Origin of the sequence: Actinoplanes sp. NPDC049681 (genome assembly GCF_044465265.1) — a bacterium.
Classification (GTDB): Bacteria; Actinomycetota; Actinomycetes; order Mycobacteriales; family Micromonosporaceae; genus Actinoplanes.
This window is the reverse complement of the sequence record NZ_JBITLP010000006.1, coordinates 351086-368900: the sequence shown is the minus strand read 5'-3', so window position 1 is coordinate 368900 and position 17815 is coordinate 351086. Positions and strand designations below refer to the sequence as shown.

Annotated in this window: 18 protein-coding genes and 2 tRNA genes; 10 read left to right on the top strand and 10 right to left on the bottom strand. The window is 71.2% G+C overall.

Annotated elements, in window-relative coordinates:
- Nucleotides 1-184 precede the first annotated feature (184 nt).
- On the top strand, nucleotides 185-1282 hold the full coding sequence (locus ACIBO8_RS23630; RefSeq protein WP_396117432.1) for a branched-chain amino acid aminotransferase: 1098 nt from the start codon (nucleotides 185-187) through the stop codon (nucleotides 1280-1282).
- Here ACIBO8_RS23630 and ACIBO8_RS23625 read toward each other — a convergent pair.
- Nucleotides 1279-2016 (bottom strand): tyrosine-protein phosphatase, encoded by a 738-nt coding sequence (locus ACIBO8_RS23625; RefSeq protein ID WP_396117431.1) that lies wholly within the window; start codon nucleotides 2014-2016, stop codon nucleotides 1279-1281. The two genes, ACIBO8_RS23630 and ACIBO8_RS23625, sit on opposite strands and share 4 nt — an antisense overlap.
- 25 nt (nucleotides 2017-2041) lie before the next feature.
- Complete coding sequence (locus ACIBO8_RS23620) at nucleotides 2042-2221, bottom strand: hypothetical protein (RefSeq protein WP_396117430.1); 180 nt, start codon at nucleotides 2219-2221, stop codon at nucleotides 2042-2044.
- 230 nt (nucleotides 2222-2451) lie between these two features.
- On the opposite strand from ACIBO8_RS23620, the gene cimA reads away from it, so the two are divergent.
- A complete protein-coding gene (gene cimA, locus ACIBO8_RS23615) occupies nucleotides 2452-4038 on the top strand; it encodes a citramalate synthase (protein ID WP_396117429.1) in 1587 nt (528 codons plus the stop codon).
- A gap of 4 nt (nucleotides 4039-4042) precedes the next feature.
- Here cimA and ACIBO8_RS23610 read toward each other — a convergent pair whose 3' ends face one another.
- Together ACIBO8_RS23610 and ACIBO8_RS23605 are read right to left on the bottom strand one after the other, a co-directional pair.
- The gene (locus ACIBO8_RS23610) at nucleotides 4043-4780 is read right to left on the bottom strand and encodes an ABC transporter permease (protein WP_396117428.1); all 738 of its coding nucleotides are present in this window, start codon (nucleotides 4778-4780) and stop codon (nucleotides 4043-4045) included.
- Entirely contained in the window at nucleotides 4761-5669 is a 909-nt protein-coding gene (locus tag ACIBO8_RS23605; RefSeq protein WP_396117427.1) for an ABC transporter ATP-binding protein, read from the bottom strand. The genes ACIBO8_RS23610 and ACIBO8_RS23605 overlap by 20 nt, the downstream gene beginning before the upstream one ends.
- Before the next feature lie 83 nt (nucleotides 5670-5752).
- On the opposite strand from ACIBO8_RS23605, the gene ACIBO8_RS23600 reads away from it, so the two are divergent.
- Nucleotides 5753-6349 carry a TetR family transcriptional regulator gene (locus tag ACIBO8_RS23600; RefSeq protein ID WP_396117426.1) on the top strand — a complete coding sequence of 199 codons (597 nt, stop codon included), beginning with the start codon at nucleotides 5753-5755 and terminating at the stop codon, nucleotides 6347-6349.
- On the opposite strand, the gene ACIBO8_RS23595 is transcribed toward ACIBO8_RS23600, so the two are convergent.
- From ACIBO8_RS23595 to ACIBO8_RS23575, 5 genes are all read right to left on the bottom strand, one after another.
- Complete coding sequence (locus ACIBO8_RS23595) at nucleotides 6330-7328, bottom strand: endonuclease/exonuclease/phosphatase family protein (RefSeq protein ID WP_396117425.1); 999 nt, start codon at nucleotides 7326-7328, stop codon at nucleotides 6330-6332. The two genes, ACIBO8_RS23600 and ACIBO8_RS23595, sit on opposite strands and share 20 nt — an antisense overlap.
- 67 nt (nucleotides 7329-7395) lie before the next feature.
- Nucleotides 7396-8817, bottom strand: coding sequence for a hypothetical protein (locus tag ACIBO8_RS23590; RefSeq protein ID WP_396117424.1), 1422 nt, complete (start codon nucleotides 8815-8817; stop codon nucleotides 7396-7398).
- Between the two features lie 122 nt (nucleotides 8818-8939).
- Complete coding sequence (locus ACIBO8_RS23585) at nucleotides 8940-10286, bottom strand: M16 family metallopeptidase (RefSeq protein ID WP_396117423.1); 1347 nt, start codon at nucleotides 10284-10286, stop codon at nucleotides 8940-8942.
- A complete protein-coding gene (locus tag ACIBO8_RS23580) occupies nucleotides 10283-11596 on the bottom strand; it encodes a M16 family metallopeptidase (protein ID WP_396117422.1) in 1314 nt (437 codons plus the stop codon). Before ACIBO8_RS23580 ends, ACIBO8_RS23585 begins: the two co-directional genes overlap by 4 nt.
- A 36-nt stretch (nucleotides 11597-11632) precedes the next feature.
- Complete coding sequence (locus ACIBO8_RS23575) at nucleotides 11633-12523, bottom strand: LysR family transcriptional regulator (protein ID WP_396117421.1); 891 nt, start codon at nucleotides 12521-12523, stop codon at nucleotides 11633-11635.
- 65 nt (nucleotides 12524-12588) lie between these two features.
- Between ACIBO8_RS23575 and ACIBO8_RS23570 the strand changes: the two genes are divergently transcribed.
- The 3 genes from ACIBO8_RS23570 to ACIBO8_RS23560 are packed head-to-tail and all read left to right on the top strand — an operon-like array spanning nucleotide 12589 to nucleotide 14517.
- Complete coding sequence (locus ACIBO8_RS23570; protein WP_396117420.1) at nucleotides 12589-13446, top strand: EamA family transporter; 858 nt, start codon at nucleotides 12589-12591, stop codon at nucleotides 13444-13446.
- Between the two features lie 36 nt (nucleotides 13447-13482).
- Nucleotides 13483-13920, top strand: coding sequence for an alternative ribosome rescue aminoacyl-tRNA hydrolase ArfB (gene arfB / locus ACIBO8_RS23565; protein WP_396117419.1), 438 nt, complete (start codon nucleotides 13483-13485; stop codon nucleotides 13918-13920).
- 24 nt (nucleotides 13921-13944) lie between these two features.
- Nucleotides 13945-14517, top strand: a complete 573-nt coding sequence (locus tag ACIBO8_RS23560; RefSeq protein WP_396117418.1) for an ion channel — start codon at nucleotides 13945-13947, stop codon at nucleotides 14515-14517.
- Nucleotides 14518-14551: 34 nt separating this feature from the next.
- Here the strand turns inward: ACIBO8_RS23560 and ACIBO8_RS23555 are convergent, their stop codons facing one another.
- The gene (locus ACIBO8_RS23555) at nucleotides 14552-15490 is read right to left on the bottom strand and encodes a 3-methyladenine DNA glycosylase (RefSeq protein WP_396117417.1); all 939 of its coding nucleotides are present in this window, start codon (nucleotides 15488-15490) and stop codon (nucleotides 14552-14554) included.
- Between the two features lie 138 nt (nucleotides 15491-15628).
- On the opposite strand from ACIBO8_RS23555, the gene ACIBO8_RS23550 reads away from it, so the two are divergent.
- The 4 genes from ACIBO8_RS23550 to ACIBO8_RS23535 all read left to right on the top strand — a co-directional run bounded on the left by ACIBO8_RS23550 (nucleotide 15629) and on the right by ACIBO8_RS23535 (nucleotide 17810).
- Complete coding sequence (locus tag ACIBO8_RS23550; RefSeq protein WP_396117416.1) at nucleotides 15629-16432, top strand: fumarylacetoacetate hydrolase family protein; 804 nt, start codon at nucleotides 15629-15631, stop codon at nucleotides 16430-16432.
- A 376-nt stretch (nucleotides 16433-16808) separates the two neighbouring features.
- Nucleotides 16809-16880: transfer RNA gene (locus ACIBO8_RS23545), tRNA-Gln, on the top strand.
- Nucleotides 16881-16982: 102 nt separating this feature from the next.
- Nucleotides 16983-17058: transfer RNA gene (locus tag ACIBO8_RS23540), tRNA-Glu, on the top strand.
- A 59-nt stretch (nucleotides 17059-17117) separates the two neighbouring features.
- On the top strand, nucleotides 17118-17810 hold the full coding sequence (locus ACIBO8_RS23535; protein WP_396117415.1) for an N-acyl homoserine lactonase family protein: 693 nt from the start codon (nucleotides 17118-17120) through the stop codon (nucleotides 17808-17810).
- Nucleotides 17811-17815: the final 5 nt, after the last annotated feature.

The window sequence follows — 17815 nt, the reverse complement described above, 5'->3', positions numbered from 1 at the left end:
TGATCCCGCATGATTCCCTCGCGGTGCGCTCTGCGTACCGTCGGATGACGGACCGTATCCCCGGGCCGATCGCCCTTCGGGTGGTCGGCTTTAACGGTCGTTCGGGGTAAGTTCATGGAGCGCTGCGGGTGCTCCGTCATGCTCATATTCCTTTTTCTTCGCGAGAGAAAGCAGGTCAGCTCCCATGAGTGGTGGTGACAACCTCGACTTCGAGATCCGTCCGAACCCGGCGCCCGTAAGCGACGCGGACCGCGCGACGTTGCTGGCCAACCCGGGCTTCGGACGCATCTTCACCGACCACATGGTCACCGTCCGGTACGCGGAGGGCAAAGGATGGTACGAGCCCCGCGTCGAGGCCCGCGCGCCGATCCCGATGGACCCGGCGTCGGCCGTGCTGCACTACGCGCAGGAGATCTTCGAGGGGCTGAAGGCGTACACGACGCCCGACGGCGGCGTCGCGATGTTCCGCCCGGACGCCAACGCCGCGCGGTTCGCCCAGTCGGCCCAGCGGATGGCGATGCCGGCCCTGCCCCAGCCCATGTTCCTGGAGTCGCTGCGCCAGATCATCACGATCGACCGGAAGTGGATCCCCGAGAGCGACGAGGGCAGCCTCTACCTGCGCCCGTTCGCATACGCGAGTGAGGTCTTCCTCGGTGTGCGCCCGGCGATGGAATACCTCTACCTGGTCATCGCCTCGCCGGTCGGCGCCTACTTCAGCGGCGGCGTCAAGCCGGTGACGGTGTGGGTGACCCCCGACTACACCCGGGCCGCCCCCGGTGGCACCGGCGCGGCGAAGTGCGGCGGCAACTACGCAGCCGGCCTGTCCGCGCAGGCGGAGGCCATCGAGCACGGCTGCGACCAGGTCGTCTACCTCGACGCGGTGGAGCGTAAGTACGTCGACGAGCTCGGCGGCATGAACGTCATCTTCGTGATGGACGACGGTTCCCTCGTGACCCCGCCCCTGAGCGGCACGATCCTGCCGGGCATCACCCGCGACTCGATCCTCAAGCTGGCACAGCGGGCCGGGCGCCGGGTCGAGGAGCGTCCGGTCAGCATCGACGAATGGCGTGAGGGCGCCGCCTCCGGCCGCATCCGGGAGGCGTTCGCCTGCGGCACCGCCGCGGTGATCACGCCGATCGGCACCGTCCGGTCGCCGGAGGGCGAGTTCACGGTCGCCGACGGCGGCCCGGGCGAGGTCACGATGGGCCTGCGCCAACAGCTGGCCGACATCCAGCGCGGTCGTGCCGAGGACCCGTTCGGCTGGGTCCACCGCGTGTTCTAGGACGCCGGCGTCAGCAGGTGGTCGCGCAGCGCGGCCACCTGCTCGGCGCTGATGCCGATCTCGCGCACGTACTTCTCCACCGAGCCGTACCGGTCCCGCAGGTCGCTGAGGAACATCAGCATGGCGTCCTCGGGGCAGTCGAACATGTGGTACTTGTCCTGAACCATGTCGGGCCGGGTCCGCGTCAGGTATTCGGTCAGCGACGCCATGGCGACCTCGGTCAGCGCGTAGTCGGCGGCGATGTCCGCGTCCGAGACGCCCAACAGCGACAGGGTCAGGGCGCAGACGACGCCCGTGCGGTCCTTGCCCGCCATGCAGTGCACGACCGCCGGCGCCGCATCGGGATCGGCGATGAGAGCGAGTGCGGCGGCGAGGCCCTCGTGGCCGTCCTCGAGGAAGTTGAGATAGCGGTCCGCCAGCCAGCGGTCGTGCGCGGTGCCCTCCGGCTCGGGCACCGTCTCCCAGTCGACGTGCTGCAGCACGAGGTTGTGGTACGCCAGTCCCTCGGCCTCCGGCACCCGGCCGTGCTCCTCGACCTCGAAGAGCCGGCGCAGGTCGATGACGGTGCGGACGCCGAGCTCGCCGAACCTCGCCAGGTCGTCGCCCTTGAGCCGGTGCAGGGAGTCGGAGCGGAACAGGCGGCGCCAGCGCACCGTCCTGCCGTCGAGTCCGGCGTACCCGCCGACGTCACGGAAGTTGTAGCTGGCGGAGAAGGTCAGATTCCGGGGGTGCACGCGTCCAACTTAACGGGCGATGGGCCTAGCGGGCTTTGTCGATCTCCTCACGTGGACCCACCATGCGGTTGTCTTCCATGGGTGGTTCGCCCGATTCACCGCCGCGCACTTCATCTCCGCCGTCACCCTCCTGCTCGACGAACTCGCCCTGCGCGTCCGAGATCAGGCCGCCGGCCCGGCGCGGATCGTTCTGCGGATAGCTCATGGGGTGGGTGTACCCCGTGCGGGACACCCGACACGGGGACCGCTGTCCCGAACTCTGGACTTCTGTCCCACGAACGCACGGTGAGTGGCATGCTCTCCTACGTGACCCGACTTTCCGTGCTCATTATTGGCACCTAGCGCGCCGGCCCCCCACCGCCGACGCGCAGACCTCCCGCATCCGCCGGGGGGTCTTTTTGTTGGGTCGTCAGGTCTCGCCGAAAGGAACTCCCCATGACCTACCAGGTGTTCGACACGACGCTGCGCGACGGCGGGCAGCGCGAGGGCATCAGCTACTCGGTCGTCGACAAGCTCGCCGTGGCGCGGTTGCTGGACGAGTTCGGGGTCGGCTTCATCGAGGGCGGCTGGCCCGGCGCCATGCCCAAGGACACGGAGTTCTTCCGCCGGGCCAAGACCGAGCTGGACCTGAAGCACGCCGTCCTGGTCGCCTTCGGTGCCACCCGCAAGGCCGGCGTGGACGTCGCTGGGGACGCCCAGGTGCAGGCGCTGCTCGACGCCGAGACCCCGGTGGTCTGTGTGGTCGCCAAGTCTGACATCCGGCACGTGGAACGGGCCCTGCGTACGACGGGCGACGAGAATTTGGCGATGGTCCGCGACACGGTCGCCCACCTGGTCGCCAACGGGCGCCGCGCGTTCGTGGACTGCGAGCACTTCTTCGACGGCTTCCGCTACGACCCCGACTACACCGCCTCCGTGGTCCGCGCGGCCTTCGACGCCGGCGCCGAGCGGGTCATCATGTGCGACACCAACGGCGGCATGCTCCCGTCGATGGTCACCGCCGCGATCCAGGACGTGGTGGCACGGACCGGCGTCCCCGCCGATCGGCTCGGCATCCACTGCCAGAACGACACGTCCTGCGCGGTGGCGAACACCGTTGCCGCCGTGGAGGCGGGCGTCAAGCATTTCCAGTGCACGGCCAACGGCTACGGCGAGCGGCCCGGCAACGCCGACCTCTTCGCCGTCGTCAGCAACCTGCAACTCAAGCTCGGGCTGAAGGTCCTACCGGACGGCTGCCTCGAGAAGGCGACGCGGGTGTCGACCGCGCTCGCCGAGATCGCCAACATCGCCCCCGACACCCACCAGGCGTACGTCGGGGCCGCGGCATTCGCCCACAAGGCGGGGCTGCACGCGAGTGCGATCAAGGTGGATCCGCTGCTCTACAACCACGTCGACCCGGCGGTGGTGGGCAACGACATGCGGATCCTGGTGACGGAGATGGCCGGCCGGGCCAGCATCGAGCTCAAGAGCCGTGAGCTCGGACTGGACCTGGCCGGCCACCCGGACACCCTGACCGAGGTGACCCGCAAGGTCAAGGATCTGGAGGCCGGAGGCTGGTCCTTCGAAGCGGCGGACGCCTCCTTCGAACTGCTGGTCCGCGACGCCCTGCCGGGTGCCGCCCTGGCGAGGCCGTTCAGCCTGGAGTCCTACCGGGTGCAGGTCGAGCACCGCGAGGACGGCGCGGTCGTCTCGGAAGCCACCGTCAAAGTCCGGGTACGCGGAGAGCGCGTGATCGCCACCGCGGAGGGCAACGGCCCGGTCAACGCCCTCGACGAAGCCCTCCGCACGGCGCTGTCCAAGCACTACCCGGAACTCGAGAACTTCGAGCTCGCCGACTACAAGGTCCGCATCCTGGAGGGCTCGCACGGCACGAACGCCATCACGCGCGTCCTGGTGGAGACCAGCGACGGCAACCGCGAGTGGACGACGGTGGGTGTCCACGAGAACGTGGTCGAGGCCAGCTGGAAGGCACTCACCGACGCGCTGACGTACGGCCTGTCCCGCACCGCCGCCCGCGCCTGAGCCGTCACTCCCGCCTGGTCATCACGCGCAGGGTGATGACCAGGCCGGTGAGGCACCACCCGCCGAGAACGGCGTAGGGAAGGGCCGAGATTCCGTCCGGCGGCGACGTGAGGCTTTCCCGTACGGCCTGGGCCATGTACTGGAACGGCAGCACCTGGTGCGCCGCCTGCAGCCAGCCGGGAAGCCGGTCCGCGGGAAAGTTGATCGGCGAGAACATCAACGCCACGAAGACCAGGGCCTGCGTCACCAGGCTCGTGGTCGCCGGCGGGGCCGCGTACGCGAGGGCGAAGCCGGCCGTGGTGGCGGTCAGCGCGACCAGCAGCATCGCCGCGACCACCAACGGGCTGACCCGCAGCCGGAGATCGAAGCGGAGCACCGCGGTGAGCAGGCCCAGCAGCAGCCCGGGAGCACCCGTCACGAGCCAGGTCGTCAGATCCGCGGCCAGCACGGCGGTGCGCGGCACGGGCAGCGTCCGGTTGTACGTGAAGGTGCCCTCGGTCTTCGACTGCGCGATGAGCTGCGGCGCCATCACCATGCCGATGGTGATCAGGCCGAGGGTCGGAGCGCCGGTCGAGAGACACAGCGCCGTCGCCGGGTCGATGCCGGGCACCAGGTACGCGAACCCCACGACGATGCCGACCGCCAGGAAGATCTGGACGATGAGGACGAGCGGGAGGACGAACCGCAGCCGCAGGGCGGTCCAGCGGACGAGCAGCAGGTAACTACGGAACCAGTGGCGCACGGTCTGCTCCCTCCGGGGCGTCGGTGAGTCCGACGTAGACCTCTTCGAGGCCGGCCGGATGGAGGGCGAAGCGGTCGGCGTGCAGCTGCGCCCAGGCCACGGCGCGCGGGGCGTCCGCCGCCGCGAGCGTCACGGTCAGCCGGTCACCGTCGCGATGCACGGTCCGTGCCCACCCGGGCGGGCCGCCGGCGCGTGCGGTGACCTCCAGCCGCATCTCGTGTCCCGCGGCCAGGCTCGCGGGGCTGCCCGCCGCCACCACCCGGCCGTGGTCCAGGACGACGACCTGGTCGATCGCGCGCTCCGCCTCGGCGATGTTGTGGGTGACGAGCACGACGGCGTGACCGGCGGCGGCCAGCGCGCGGACCTGCTCCCAGAGCAGGCGGCGGCGCACCGGGTCCACGTCGTTGGTGGGTTCGTCGAGCATCACCAGCCGGCCCGGCGCGACGATCGCCATGCAGAACGCCGTGAGCCGCCGGACCCCGCCGGAGAGCCGTTCCGCCGGGGCGTCCGCCCACTCCTCGATGTTCAGGGCCGCCAGGAGCTCGGCCGTACGTCCCCGCACGGCGCGCCGCGCGCCGCCCCGGATCCGCCCGACGATCTCGATGGCCTGCCGGGCGGTGACGCCGGTCAGCGGAGCCTGGGCCTGCGGCTGGAAGGAACAGGCGGTGCGGGCGTACGCCGGGTCGGCCACCGGGTCACGACCCAGCAGCCGGATCCGGCCGGCGCTGGGGCGTACCAGCCCGACGACCTGGTGCAGCAGGGTGGTCTTGCCGGCCCCGTTGTGGCCGAGCAGACCGGTCACCTGGCCCGCCCCGACGTCGAGGCTGATGCCGTCATTGGCCCGTACGCCACGGCGATAGACCTTGGTCAAGGAGTCGATGTGCAGCATGGCCGCCTCACATACCGATCGGTATTCGGATACCCATGAGTATCTGGATACCGGCAAGAATGTCAATGGGATAGGTTGGCGACATGGCCGAGCGACTGACCCGCGCGCAGCAGCAGGAACGCACCCGCGAGCGATTGCTGGACAGTGCCGAGACGCTCTTCGGAGATCGCGGGATCCACCGGACGACACTCGACGACATCGCGGCGGCGGCGGGTCTGACCAAGGGCGCGATCTATGCGAATTTCGGCGGCAAGACGGACCTGATCGCCGCCCTGTTGCAGCGCAAGCTCGACGGTGAGGAGCCGGTCCGGTCCCGGATGACGGCGGAATCCTGGGTGAAGTCGATGGGGGAGAGCTACGAGGCGCACGCCCCGACGCCCGAGGTACGCCGGTTCGCGATGGCCTTCGTCGAGCTCTGGCTCTTCGGCATGCGCGACGAGAGCCACCGCGGCCTCTTCCGCGAGTGGTTGCGGACGGTCCGCGCACATCTCGCGGAGGACGCCGCCGTGCTCGGGGATCGGCTGCCCCTGCCTACCGACCAGGCCGCGGCGCTGCTGCTCGCCCTCGACATCGGCGTCGCGTTGCAGTACCTCACCGATCCCGAGGCGGTCCCCGTCACGACGTACACCCGCGGTGTCGAGGCGCTGATGGGGCTGCCGGTCACGCGGCCGGGAGGATGACCTCCGCGACGATCGAGCGGTGGTCGCTGTCACGGACGCCGTGCACGGCCGTGGCCCCGACCCCGAGGCGCTCGTCCACCAGGACGTGGTCGATGGTGACCGGCGGGATCGGGTCGCCGTCGTACGGGCCCCAGGTGCCGATCAGGCCCTTGCCCGTGGCGTCCGCCGCGTCCCGGTAGCCCTTGGCGATCAGTGAGCGCAGCGGCTGATGGTCCAGCGTCGAGTTGAAATCGCCGAGCAGGATGCGGGGCGGCCCGGCGCGGTCCGGCTTGGGCTCGGCCTCGAGGTCCGAGCGCCAGCCCGCCAGGGCCGACCGTGCGGCCGGTGCCAGCGGGTGGGCGGATTCGACGACGATCGGTCCCGCCCCCGGGGGCTTAATCGTGCCGTACGCCTGGCGGAAGCCGCCGCCGTTGTCGTGGATGCCCGGGGCGGTGATCGGGAAGCGGGAGTAGAGGCCCGATCCGCTTGCTCCGTATTCGGGGCCCAGGGACGAGTACGGGAGCAGGCTGCCGAGACCCGCTTGGGCGAGCCGGTCCTTGGCGGCCGGGCTGAATTCCTGCAGCGCCAGCACCGCCACGTCGTTGTCCCGGACCAGCTGGACGATCTGGGCGGCGTCCGCGTTGCCGAAGAGCATGTTCGACGTCATGACGTGGAGCTTCACGCCGGTCTGCGGCCCTCGGTCGTCGTCGGCCATGGCGCGGGGCAGCACGGTGACGGCGAACAGGGCGAGGGTGACCGCTGCGACCGCGCCGACCAGCCAGCGGCGGGTGGCCAGGGCCGCGATCACCGGGACGGCCGACCAGGCGGCCACGTACGGGGTGAAGGCGAAGAACTGGATGAACAGACCGCGCTCCCAGCCGCCCAGCCGAGCCACCGCCCACGCGGTGCCGGGGAGCACCAGCAGCCAGAGCAGCACCGTCCAGGCGGCCCGGCGAGCCCGGACCGGCTTCGTCACGGGCGCGGGGGTCGTGATCGTCATGCGGGCGACGGTATCCGGCGGCGGCCACCCGTACCGAAGGAACAGGGCTCAGGTCACATCCGGGCCGTCATTGGTACGGGTTGAAGTTCTGCCCCGCCATCAGGAACCACGCCGTGGTGCCGACGTGCTGGAGGCCGAAATAGCCGAAGCCGAACCCGGTCTCGAACGCGCCGGTGGCCGCCACGATGCCGGAGGCGGCGGGGAGCGGGGTGCCGGTCCACGTGCCGCCCTCGGCCGGACTGGAGAGCAGGCCGCCTCGCGGGTCCGCGGTCCGCCCGACGGTCTGCCCGGCGCCGAGCGACTCCTGGGCCGTCACGGTCGCCTGCAGCAGCTGCCGGGCTCGTGCGGCATCGCCCGGGCCGCCGCGCTTGAGCAGGGCGAGCGCGGCGTGGCCGGTGCCCTCGAGCCACACCGCCCCCGGGTTGCTGGTCTGCGCGCTGCCGGAGACCGTACCGGTGAGGACCTTGGCCTGGCTGCTGTACGTCAGGCCGGAGACCCGGCCGTCGGTGTTGCCCAGGTTCCGGACGGCCCAGTCGACGGACTCGTCGTAGCGGTGGTCGCCGAGGCCGAGGAATCCCCAGCTCTGGGCGTCCTCGGGGACGTTGCCGACGTTGATCTCGTCCGGGGCCTCGCTGATCGTGCCGGTCCAGAAATGCCGGCCGGCGGGGTTCCACATCTCGCGGACGAAGGCGGCCGCGATGTCCGCGCGCGTCGTCCAGCGCCGTTCCCGGGTCAGCTTGGCGAGCAGCGTGAAGAGGGCGTACGCGTCGATGTTGTGCTCGGTCGACGCCCAGCGCTGCGGCGTCCGGCCGTCCTCCTGGAAGCCGCCGTGGAAGCCGCCGTACCGGTAGGGCGATTGCCGGCCGGCGATCCAGAGGCCGAGGCCCACCGCGCCGTCGAGGTACTTGCGGATCCGGGTGTCGGCGTAGAGCTGTGCCAGCGCGAGCCCCACCCAGGCCATGTCGCCCGTCGACGAGCCGCCGAAGCCGAACGGCCACAGGAACGCGGCCTTGCCGTCCTCGCGCTTGAGGCCCGGGAAGGCCGGTCCGCCGCCGTAGAACTGCATCGGTCCCGCCGCGTACGCCTGCCGCACCCGGCCGTCGCTGAACGTCTCGTCGTTGGCCTGCGCCCACAGCAGGGCGTCGCCGATGAGCCGGGCGCGCCGCACGTTCGCGACCGTCGGGTTGGCGAGGTAGGCCAGGATCGCGAGCGCGTTGTCGTAGACGAACGCGGTGGTCAGCAGCTCGCTCTCGTTGTTGTAGCTCTGCAGCAGCCGCGGTTCGCCGCCCTTGACATAGGCGTCCTGCACGACGTCGAGGTAGTGGTACGCGCGGCCGACCGGCTCGGCGAGTGACCGGTCCACGAGGTGCCGGGGCGCGCAGGTGCCGGCGGCGGCGTCCGGGGCGGGCACGGGTGGTGCCGCCGCCTGCCGGGGAAGCGGGCGCCGGCGGGTGAACGATGCGGACGACGCCGTCAGGTTCGTGGGCATGTCAGGGTCCCAACGTTCGCGGGAGCGCTCTCAGAGAGGCTCGGGGCCATTGAAACCCCCTGGAACACGCCCTGGCAATACTCGGACCGCCGCCCGTCACGGCGGCGGCCCGACATCGTACGTCAGAAGTCCGCGTCGAGGACATCGCCGATCTTGCTGGCCGCGAGCTCCTCGCGGATGAGCGCGCCGTCGCCCTCGACCACGAGGGTCAGCCCGTCCGGGTGCAGGTACTTCGCGGCGGCCGCCGACACGTCTTCGACCGTCGCGTCCAGCAGCCGCTGGCGCAGCGTGACGTAGTAGTCGTCCGGCAGGCCGTGCACGACGAGGGTGGCGAGCGCGCCGGCGATCGAGCCGGGCGTCTGCATGTCGACGGAGAGCGACCCGGCCCGCCACGTACGCGCGACCGCCAGCTCCTCCTCGGTGACCCCGTCCAGGCGGGTCCGGGCGATCTCGCCGACGGTGTCCGCCAGCGCCGGTGCCGTCACCGCCGTCTGCACCGACGAGCTGACCCCGAAACGGCCGAACCGGCGGGTCATCGCGAAGTCCGCGCGGATGCCGTACGTGTAGCCCTTCACCTCGCGGATCAGGTGGTTGAGCCGGGACGTGAACGCCCCGCCCAGCACCGTTCCCATGAGGGTGATCGGCACGTAGTCCGGGTGCGCCCGCTCCGGCGCCCGGTGGCCGAGGCGCAGCGTCGACTGCACCGAGCCGGGCCGGTCGACGAGCAGCACCCGCCGGCTCCCGGCGATCGGTACGTCCAGCGGCCCCTCCGCGGGCACCGGCGCACCGGACGTACCGGCGAACGCCGCCGCACCCAGCTCCGCCAGGTCGAGCCGGTCCAGGTCGCCGGCGACCAGCAGGACGCCGGGACGGGTCAGCCAGCCGGTGTGGAATGCCTGCACGTCCTCGACCGTGACCGCCGCCATCGACGCCGGGTCGCCGTGCAGGGGCCGGCCGTACCGCTCGGCCGCGCCGAACAGGTCGGCGCGCAGCGCGGCGTCGGCCCGTGGCCCCGGCTGCGCCCAGTCCATGCGCAGGGCGGTCGCCTCGTCGTCGCGAACCCGGGTGACGTCGGCCGGGTCGAGGCGGGGCGTGCGGACCGCCTCGGCCATGAGGGTCACGGCACGGGGCAGCAGATCCGCCGGCACGGACACGCCGGCCCGGAACGAGTCCCAGTCCACCGAGGTGGTGAGCTCCGCGCCGAGCCCCTCCAGGGCCAGCGCGTACGCCGCCGAGTCGCGGGTCCGGGTGCCCTCCTCCAGGCACTTCGCGAGGACGGCGGCCGTACCCTCACGGCCCGCGGTCTCCCTGGCCGCGCCCGCGTCGAGCAGCAGCGACGCCGTCGCGAGGAGCTGGCCCGGCAGGTGCGCGGCGACGACCTCGCCGCCGGCCACGGAGGTGCGGCGGATCGCCGGGAACGCGTACGGGCGGGCGTCGCCCGGATCGGGCCGGGTCGCGACGAGGCTCATGCTTCGGTCCCTTCCGGGAGGTAGACGAGGGTCACCCGGGACTCCGGGTTCAGCGTGCGGGCGGCCTCGGCGATGTCGCCGGCGGTCACGGCCTGCCACTGCGGCAACCGGTACGCGGCACTCGCGGCGTCGCCGAACTGGGTCGCGTACCGGCCGAGGGTGTCCGCCCGCCCGCCGACCGTGGACAGTTGCCGCCACCACGCGGTGGTGAGCAGTGCCTTCGCCCGCTCCAGCTCGGTCTCGGTCACCGGCTCGGTGGCCATGCCGTCCAGCACCTCCGCCACGCCGGCTTCCAGCGTCGCGGCGTCCACCCCGTCCTTCGCGGTCGCCGTGACGATCAGCGGTGCCGGCGCGTGGGCCAGGTCGACGCCGTACGCGCCGATGTAGTCCGGCTGGGCGATCCGGGCGCCGTCGGCCAGCCGCTGGTAGAGGCGGCTGCCGCGGCCGCTGCCCAGCACCGCGGCGAGCACGGTGATCGCGTCGTACCCGGCCGTACCGAACGGATGGGTGCGGTGTGACAAGTACACCCGCGGCGCCGGGACGCTGCCGGTCACCGTCTCCCGCGCCGGCGAGGTGGCCGGGCCGGGGAGGTGCCCGTGCGGCGCCGCGGGGATGTCCGGGACCGGCTCGATCATGCCGAAGTACTTGTCCGCGAGGGCGACGACCTCGCCCGGCGTGACGTCCCCGACCACGGTCAGCACGGCGTTGTTGGGGGCGTAGTACTGCGCGTGGAACGCCTGGAACGTCTCGAGGCTCGCAGCGTTCAGGTCCTCCATGGACCCGATGGTCGCGTGGTGGTACGGGTGCCCCGGCGGGTACAGCAGCGGCAGGAGGCGCAGCCACGCGTCGCCATATGGGACGTTCTCGTACCGTTGGCGCCGCTCGTTCTTCACCACCTCGCGCTGGTTGTCCAGGGTCTCCTGGGTGAGCGCGGGAACCAGCCCGCCCATCCGGTCCGCCTCCAACCAGAGCGCGAGCTCGAGGTGCTCGGCCGGCAGCGTCTCGAAGTAGTTGGTGCGGTCGGGGTTCGTGGTGGCGTTGAGCGAGCCACCGGCGCCCTGCACGTACCGCATGTGCTCGGTCTTGCCGACGTGCGCCGAACCTTCGAACATCAGGTGCTCGAAGAGGTGGGCGAACCCGGTCTGGCCGGCCGGCTCGTGCCGCGAGCCGACGTCGTACCAGAGGTTCACGCACACCACGGGCGCGGTGTGGTCCTCACTGACGACGATGCGCAGGCCGTTGTCCAGGCGCGCGGTTTCGATGGGCCACGGATAGCCGGTCTCGGCGACCGGAGCGGGCTGAGCGGACACGCAACCTCCCTGTATCGGGTTCCAGTATCGCGAACCTCAACCTCCGGCCGTGACTTGCAGCGCGGACCGGAAGGCACGGATCGCCGGCTGCTTTGCCGAGCCGCTGCGCACACCGGTGAAAAGCCGGCGTCGCGGCCGGTCCGGCAGGTGCCGCAATTCCAGATCTCCGGGGGCACGCCCGGTCCACAGCAGATCGGGTACGAAGGCGACGGCGTGCCCCGTCTCCACCAGTCGCAGCTGGAGCAGCAGGTCGGGGCTCTGGAACCGGACGTCGGGCTCGAAACCCGCGATGCGGCAGACGTGCCGCGCCCACCGGCCCGCCGTCGCCTCCTCCGGATCGAAGACGAAGGGCGCATCGGCCAGGTCCGCCAGCCGGGTCCGGGACCAGGGACCGCTTTTCGGTACGGCCATCCGCATCTCGTCCTCGAGCAGATCCTCCTCGTCGACACCGGGCAGGCCGGGCTCGGGCAGACCCGGGTAGCACTCACCGAGCACGACGTCGAAATCCCGGGCGAGCAGGCCGGCGAAGGCCGGTGCCGCCTCCGACTGGGTGATCTCCACCCGCAGGCCGGGATGCTCGGCGGTCAGCCGGGACAGCGCCCCGGGAACCAGGGCGAGCATCACGGACTGGAAGGACGCGACCCGCAGCGTGCCCGTGACGTCGGTCATGCTGGCCGCCAGTTCCGCTTCGGCCAGCTCCATCCGTTCCAGGATCGCCTCGGCGTGCCGGACCAGGATGCGGGCCTGGGCGGTGAGCCGTACGCCCCGCCCCACGTGCTCCAGCAACGTCGCCCCGGTCTCCGCCTCCAGCACGCTGAGCTGCTGCGATATGGCGGACGGACTGTAGCTCAACGCCTTCGCGACGGCGGCCAGCGTGCCGAGCCGATCGAGCTCGCGCAGCAGCCGGAGCCGATGAACGTCCAACATCGCTGACGATTATTGCCCAGAAACATTCGCTGGACGAACGGTTGCGCCGTGGCGATGGTGAAGCGGTGACCACTGCCCCGTCCCGCGTCGCGCCCGCCCCCGGCCCCGCCGTTCTCATGGTGCTCGGCTCCTGCGCCTCCCTCCAGGTGGGCGCGGCCCTCGCCGCACGGCTCTTCCCCGTGACCGGCAGCGCGGGCGCGACGCTGCTGCGCCTCGGCCTCGCAGCCGGCGTCCTGCTCGCCGTGGCCCGCCCGGCCGTACGGTCATGGCAGCGGCACCAGTGGCGGGCAGTGCTGTTCCTCGGCGCCTCCCTGGCCGGGATGAACGGCTTCTTCTACGCGGCCATCGCCCGCATCCCGCTGGGACCGGCAGTGACCATCGAGTTCCTCGGCCCGCTCACCCTCGCCGCCGTCCTGTCCCGGCGCCTCCGAGACTTCGCCTGGGTCCTGCTCGCCGCCGCCGGAGTAGCGGCCCTCGGCTTCGCCGACGGCGGCACCACCCTGGACCCGGTCGGCGTGCTGCTGGTGCTCGTGGCGGCAGCATTCTGGGCGCTCTACATCCTGGCCGGCTCCCGCGCCGGCGTCGCGGTCCAAGGACAGGGCGGCCTCGCGGTCGCCATGACGGTCGGAGCCCTGGTCCTCCTGCCGGGCGGCGTGACCGGCGCCGAGAAGGCGCTCACCTCACCCCACCTGCTGGTGATCGCGCTCGCCACCGGCCTGCTCGCCTCGGTGATCCCGTACTCCCTGGAGATGTCGGCCCTGCGCCGCCTGCCGCAGCGGGCCTTCGGCATCCTGTTGAGCCTCGAACCCGCGGTCGCCGCCCTGGCCGGCTGGCTCCTGCTCGCCCAGCCCCTGAGCCCCACCGCCATCGCCGCGGTGCTCCTGGTGGTCCTCGCCAGCATCGGTTCGACCGCGTTCTCCTGATCACAAACCGCGTGGCGATACCGCCCGGGCGATGCCATGCTGGGCCGCGTGCCCGACGACGTCCAGGTGAACGAGCGGCTGGTGATCCCGGCCGCGGAGCTGTCGTGGCGGTTCTCCCGGTCCAGCGGACCCGGCGGACAGGGCGTCAACACCACGGACTCGCGGGTGGAACTCTCCTGGGACCTCGCCGGCTCGGACCTGCTACCGGCTTCCCTGCGCGACCGCGCGATCGAGCGCCTCGGGTCCCGCCTCGTGAACGGCGTACTGACCGTGGTGGCATCGGAGCACCGCTCCCAGCTGCGCAACCGCGAGGCAGCGGCGGCCCGGCTCGCCGGCATCGTCGCCGGAGCCATCGCACCACCGCCGCGCGTACGCCGCGCCACCCGCCCTTCCCGGGGAGCGGTGGAACGCAGAATCGCCGACAAGAAGCGGCGCGGCCAGATCAAGCGGGGTCGCCGGGGCGACATGGACTGACGGTCCGGGCTCTAGCCTGGGTCGATGACCGTTGGTCGAGATGCCACGAGCAAGGGGTCACGCACCGAGCTACCTCCACACCTGTCGACCGCCCTGACCCTCGTGCGGGCGGCGGGATCGATCGTCGTGCTGATCGGGATCTACTATCTGGTGCCGCTGGACAGGTCCTCCGCGAGTGCCGCTGTGGCGATCCTGGTCGCCGGGCTCGCGGTCCTGGTCGGGCTGATCGGCTTGCAGGTCCGCGCAATCATCGCGTCACCGTTTCCCGTCCTGCGGGCCGTGGCAGCGCTGGCCACGAGCGTTCCCCTCTTCCTGCTGCTGTTCTCCGGTACGTACACGGTCATGTCCCGCCTGTCGCCGGGCGACTTCAGCGAGCCGCTGACCCGCACCGACGCGCTGTACTTCACCGTCACGGTGTTCGCGACGGTCGGCTTCGGTGACATCACGGCGAAGACCGAAGCGGCGCGGCTGGTGGTCACCGGCCAGATGATTGCTGATCTGGTCGTTCTCGGGCTCGGCGTCAAGGTCATCGTCGGCGCGGTCGGTCGCGGACGCCGGCGGCGGGACGGCGGCGGCACGGGCCGGACGGGCGAGTGAGCGGTCGCGCGAGGTCGTCGGGCGTACGGGAAAGTCAGGTGTTGTGGGGAGCCACGGCCTCGCGGTTCTCCGCAGCGAGTGCGGGACCGAGCAGTTCCTCGCAGACGCGGATCAGCCGGGCCCGCAGGGCCGCGGCGCGCCGGGCGAATTCCCGTTGCCGGGCCACGTATTCGGCCTTGCCCTCCGGGGTCTCGATCTTCACCGGCGGCTGGCCGTAGGAGCTGAGGTCGTAGGGGCTGGCCTGCATGTCGAGCAGGCGGATGTCGCCCGCCAAGGCGAAGCAGTCGAGCGCGAGCGCACCCGGGACCGCCGGGCCCAGCTTGCTCGCCCACTTGTGACAGTCCATGGCCGCGTGGAGGCAACCCGGCTGGTCGAGGTCGACCTGGGTGGCCCGGGTCGGCTGGAGGCGGTTGAGGCCCACCGCTTCGGGGGTGAAGAAGCGGAAGGCGTCGAAGTGCGTGCAGCGGATCGGGTGCTCCTCGACGACCTTGTCGGTCTCGGCCTGGCCCAGGCGCAGCGGGAGGGAGTGGCGGTGTTCGGGCTGGCGGTAGACCATCGCCCACTCGTGCAGGCCGAAGCAGCCGGAGAAGGCCGGGCGGGACGCCGTTGCGGTGAGGAGGCCGTGGATGTAGCGGACGCTTTCGCCGCGGGCGTGCATGTATGCCTCGACGTCCAGCGTCACCACGCCGTCGGGGCCGGTGGTGTAGAACTTCCAGGTCGCCTGCTCGGCGAGGCCGTCGGGGGCCGGGGCGAGGCCGGTGCCGACGCCGGGGTGCCAGCGGCGTAGCTGGGCCGGGCGGGTGCCGTAGTAGTCGTAGAGGAAGTCCTCTATCGCGTGCTTCTCACCGGTGGCGCGGCGGGCGCGGTGGCCGGCGGTCATCTCGTCGGCGCGCTCCGCGTGGGCGCGGGCCAGCGGGATCCAGCTGATGCTGGGCAGCACTGTGGTCAGCGCGTGTGTCTCGCTGATCCCCATCGCACCAGCGTATCCAGCCGGTCCAGTCCTATCGAGCCTTGGCGGGGCCGGGTGTGAGGAACGCCCGAACGAGGCTTCGCCCGGGCCTCCCGCGTAGCCTCGTCCTTGCGTGCAGGCTTTCGATGGATGGGGTTATCCGTGCGTTTCGCTCGTTTTGTTCATGCCGGTGGCGTGTCGTTCGGGGTCGTCGAGGGTGAGGCGCTGTCGGGCGCCCAGGGTCTGACCATCGCCGAGATCGACAGCATCCCGTTCCAGAACGTCCGCTTCACCGGTCAGCGCTGGGCCCTGGCCGACGTCCGGCTGCTCGCGCCGATCTTCTCGAGCAAGGTGATCGGGGTCGGGCGCAACTACGCCGACCATGCGGCCGAGATGGGCAACGAGGTGCCCAAGGAGCCGCTGATCTTCATCAAGCCCTCGACCTCGGTGATCGGTCCCCACGACGCGATCCGGATCCCGCCGGTCACCCAGCAGGTGGAGCACGAGGCCGAGCTGGCCGTCGTCATCGGCGCGAGCGGCGCCCGGCGGGTGGACCGGGCCGGTGCCGAGAAGGCGATCTTCGGCTACACCGTCGGCAACGACGTCACCGCGCGGGACCTTCAGCGCAGCGACCCGCAGTGGACGCGGGCCAAGGGATTCGACTCGTTCTGCCCGCTCGGCCCGTGGATCGAGACCGAGCTGGACGTCAGCGACCTCGAGGTGCGGTGCGAGGTGGGTCGCAACCCCGAGGAGATGGAGGTACGCCAGCTCGGCCGTACCAAGGACATGGTGTTCGACGTGCCGACCCTGATCTCGTACGTGTCGCACGTGATGACGCTGCTGCCGGGTGACGTGATCCTCACCGGCACCCCGGCCGGGGTCAGCCCGATCGTGGCCGGGGAGACGGTGTCGGTCAGCGTGCAGGGAATCGGCGAACTGCGTAATCCGGTCGTGTCGCTCGACTGATGCCGTCGAGCATCAGGCGTACGCCGCAACCCGGGGTCGCCTGGCCAAGGCGGCGCTTCCTGCGCAGGTGGAGGTCGTGACGGTTGCCTGGGCGGGCCGGCGAGCCTGCCCGGGGCCATAGCTGATCGAGACCAACGCCGGATGGCGGCCGCCGCCCGGCTGCGGCGGATCGTGGACATGGTCGGGGCGAGGGGATCACTGACAGGGCGTCGAGGACGGCGTGGAGGCGTGCGGGCTGCGAATGCTTGCCCGGCGCGACCACGCTCACACGCTCAAGCCGTAGTCACGAGGTTACGGAAACGCCATGTGGTGCCCCGATTTGGTGGGCACCATGGGCTCGGGTAGAGTTCTCACTCGGTACGGCAAGCCGTACCAATGGGGTATGGGGTAATTGGCAGCCCGACTGATTCTGGTTCAGTTAGTCTAGGTTCGAGTCCTGGTACCCCAGCGCTACGGTCTCCCCGCGAGATCGGCGGCGCTGGACTTCTGATAGAGTTCAGCACCGTTGCTGGAGCGGGAAGACCGAGCAAGAGCAACAAAGGCAAGGCCTGGTCCCGTCGTCTAGCGGCCTAGGACGCCGCCCTCTCAAGGCGGTAGCGAGGGTTCGAATCCCTTCGGGACTACCAGCATCAACGGCTCGTGTCGCTGGACACGGGCCGTTTGTCTTGTGCGGGACACTGACAGTGTGACGGATCTTCGCGTACGCCGGGTCGACTTCGGCTATTTCGTCCGCCCGGCCTCCGAGACTCGGACCGGTTCGCCGCGGGTCGAACCCTGTCTGGGCTACCTGGTCGACCATCCCGGGGGCCTGCTGCTCGTCGACACCGGCATGGGCGCGCATCCCGAGGTCGACGCCCACTATCGGCCGCGGCGCATCCCCTTGGCGGACGCGCTCGGCGCCGTCGGGGTCGGACTCCCCGACATCCGGTACGTTGTGAACTGCCACCTGCACTTCGACCACAGCGGGGGCAACCCGTTGCTGCCCGGGCGGCCGATCTTCACGCAACGGGTGGAGCTCGACCTCGCGCGCCATGCGGAAGGCCACACGCTGCCGGAGCTGATCGACTCGCCCGGCACCTCGTACGCCGAACTCGACGGCGAGGCGGAGATCCTGCCGGGTGTGGTCATCGTGCCGACTCCCGGCCACACCGCCGGCCACCAATCCGTCGTCGTGCGGCGCGGTGACGGCACGGTGATCGTCGCGGGGCAGAGCCACGACCATGCGACGGCGTTCACCGGTGACGTCCTGGCGCACCGGGCGGCCGGGCAGGGGGTGGAGCCGCCGCTGCCGGTCGCTCCGGCGTGGATCGCACGGCTCCTGGAGTTCGACCCCGCCCGGGTCGTGTTCGCCCACGACAACGCGGTCTGGGAGCTCTGAGCGGC

Bases quoted from the DNA above. Each gene is read 5' to 3' on its own strand.
- ACIBO8_RS23620 (WP_396117430.1), bottom strand. From the start codon at position 2,221: ATGAGCTATCCGCAGAACGATCCGCGCCGGGCCGGCGGCCTGATCTCG.
- ACIBO8_RS23585 (WP_396117423.1), bottom strand. From the start codon at position 10,286: ATGAGCCTCGTCGCGACCCGGCCCGATCCGGGCGACGCCCGCCCGTAC.
- ACIBO8_RS23595 (WP_396117425.1), bottom strand. From the start codon at position 7,328: ATGACGATCACGACCCCCGCGCCCGTGACGAAGCCGGTCCGGGCTCGC.
- ACIBO8_RS23630 (WP_396117432.1), top strand. From the start codon at position 185: ATGAGTGGTGGTGACAACCTCGACTTCGAGATCCGTCCGAACCCGGCG.
- ACIBO8_RS23590 (WP_396117424.1), bottom strand. From the start codon at position 8,817: ATGCCCACGAACCTGACGGCGTCGTCCGCATCGTTCACCCGCCGGCGC.
- cimA (WP_396117429.1), top strand. From the start codon at position 2,452: ATGACCTACCAGGTGTTCGACACGACGCTGCGCGACGGCGGGCAGCGC.
- ACIBO8_RS23600 (WP_396117426.1), top strand. From the start codon at position 5,753: ATGGCCGAGCGACTGACCCGCGCGCAGCAGCAGGAACGCACCCGCGAG.
- ACIBO8_RS23560 (WP_396117418.1), top strand. From the start codon at position 13,945: ATGACCGTTGGTCGAGATGCCACGAGCAAGGGGTCACGCACCGAGCTA.
- ACIBO8_RS23555 (WP_396117417.1), bottom strand. From the start codon at position 15,490: ATGGGGATCAGCGAGACACACGCGCTGACCACAGTGCTGCCCAGCATC.
- ACIBO8_RS23605 (WP_396117427.1), bottom strand. From the start codon at position 5,669: ATGCTGCACATCGACTCCTTGACCAAGGTCTATCGCCGTGGCGTACGG.
- arfB (WP_396117419.1), top strand. From the start codon at position 13,483: ATGCTGGGCCGCGTGCCCGACGACGTCCAGGTGAACGAGCGGCTGGTG.
- ACIBO8_RS23575 (WP_396117421.1), bottom strand. From the start codon at position 12,523: ATGTTGGACGTTCATCGGCTCCGGCTGCTGCGCGAGCTCGATCGGCTC.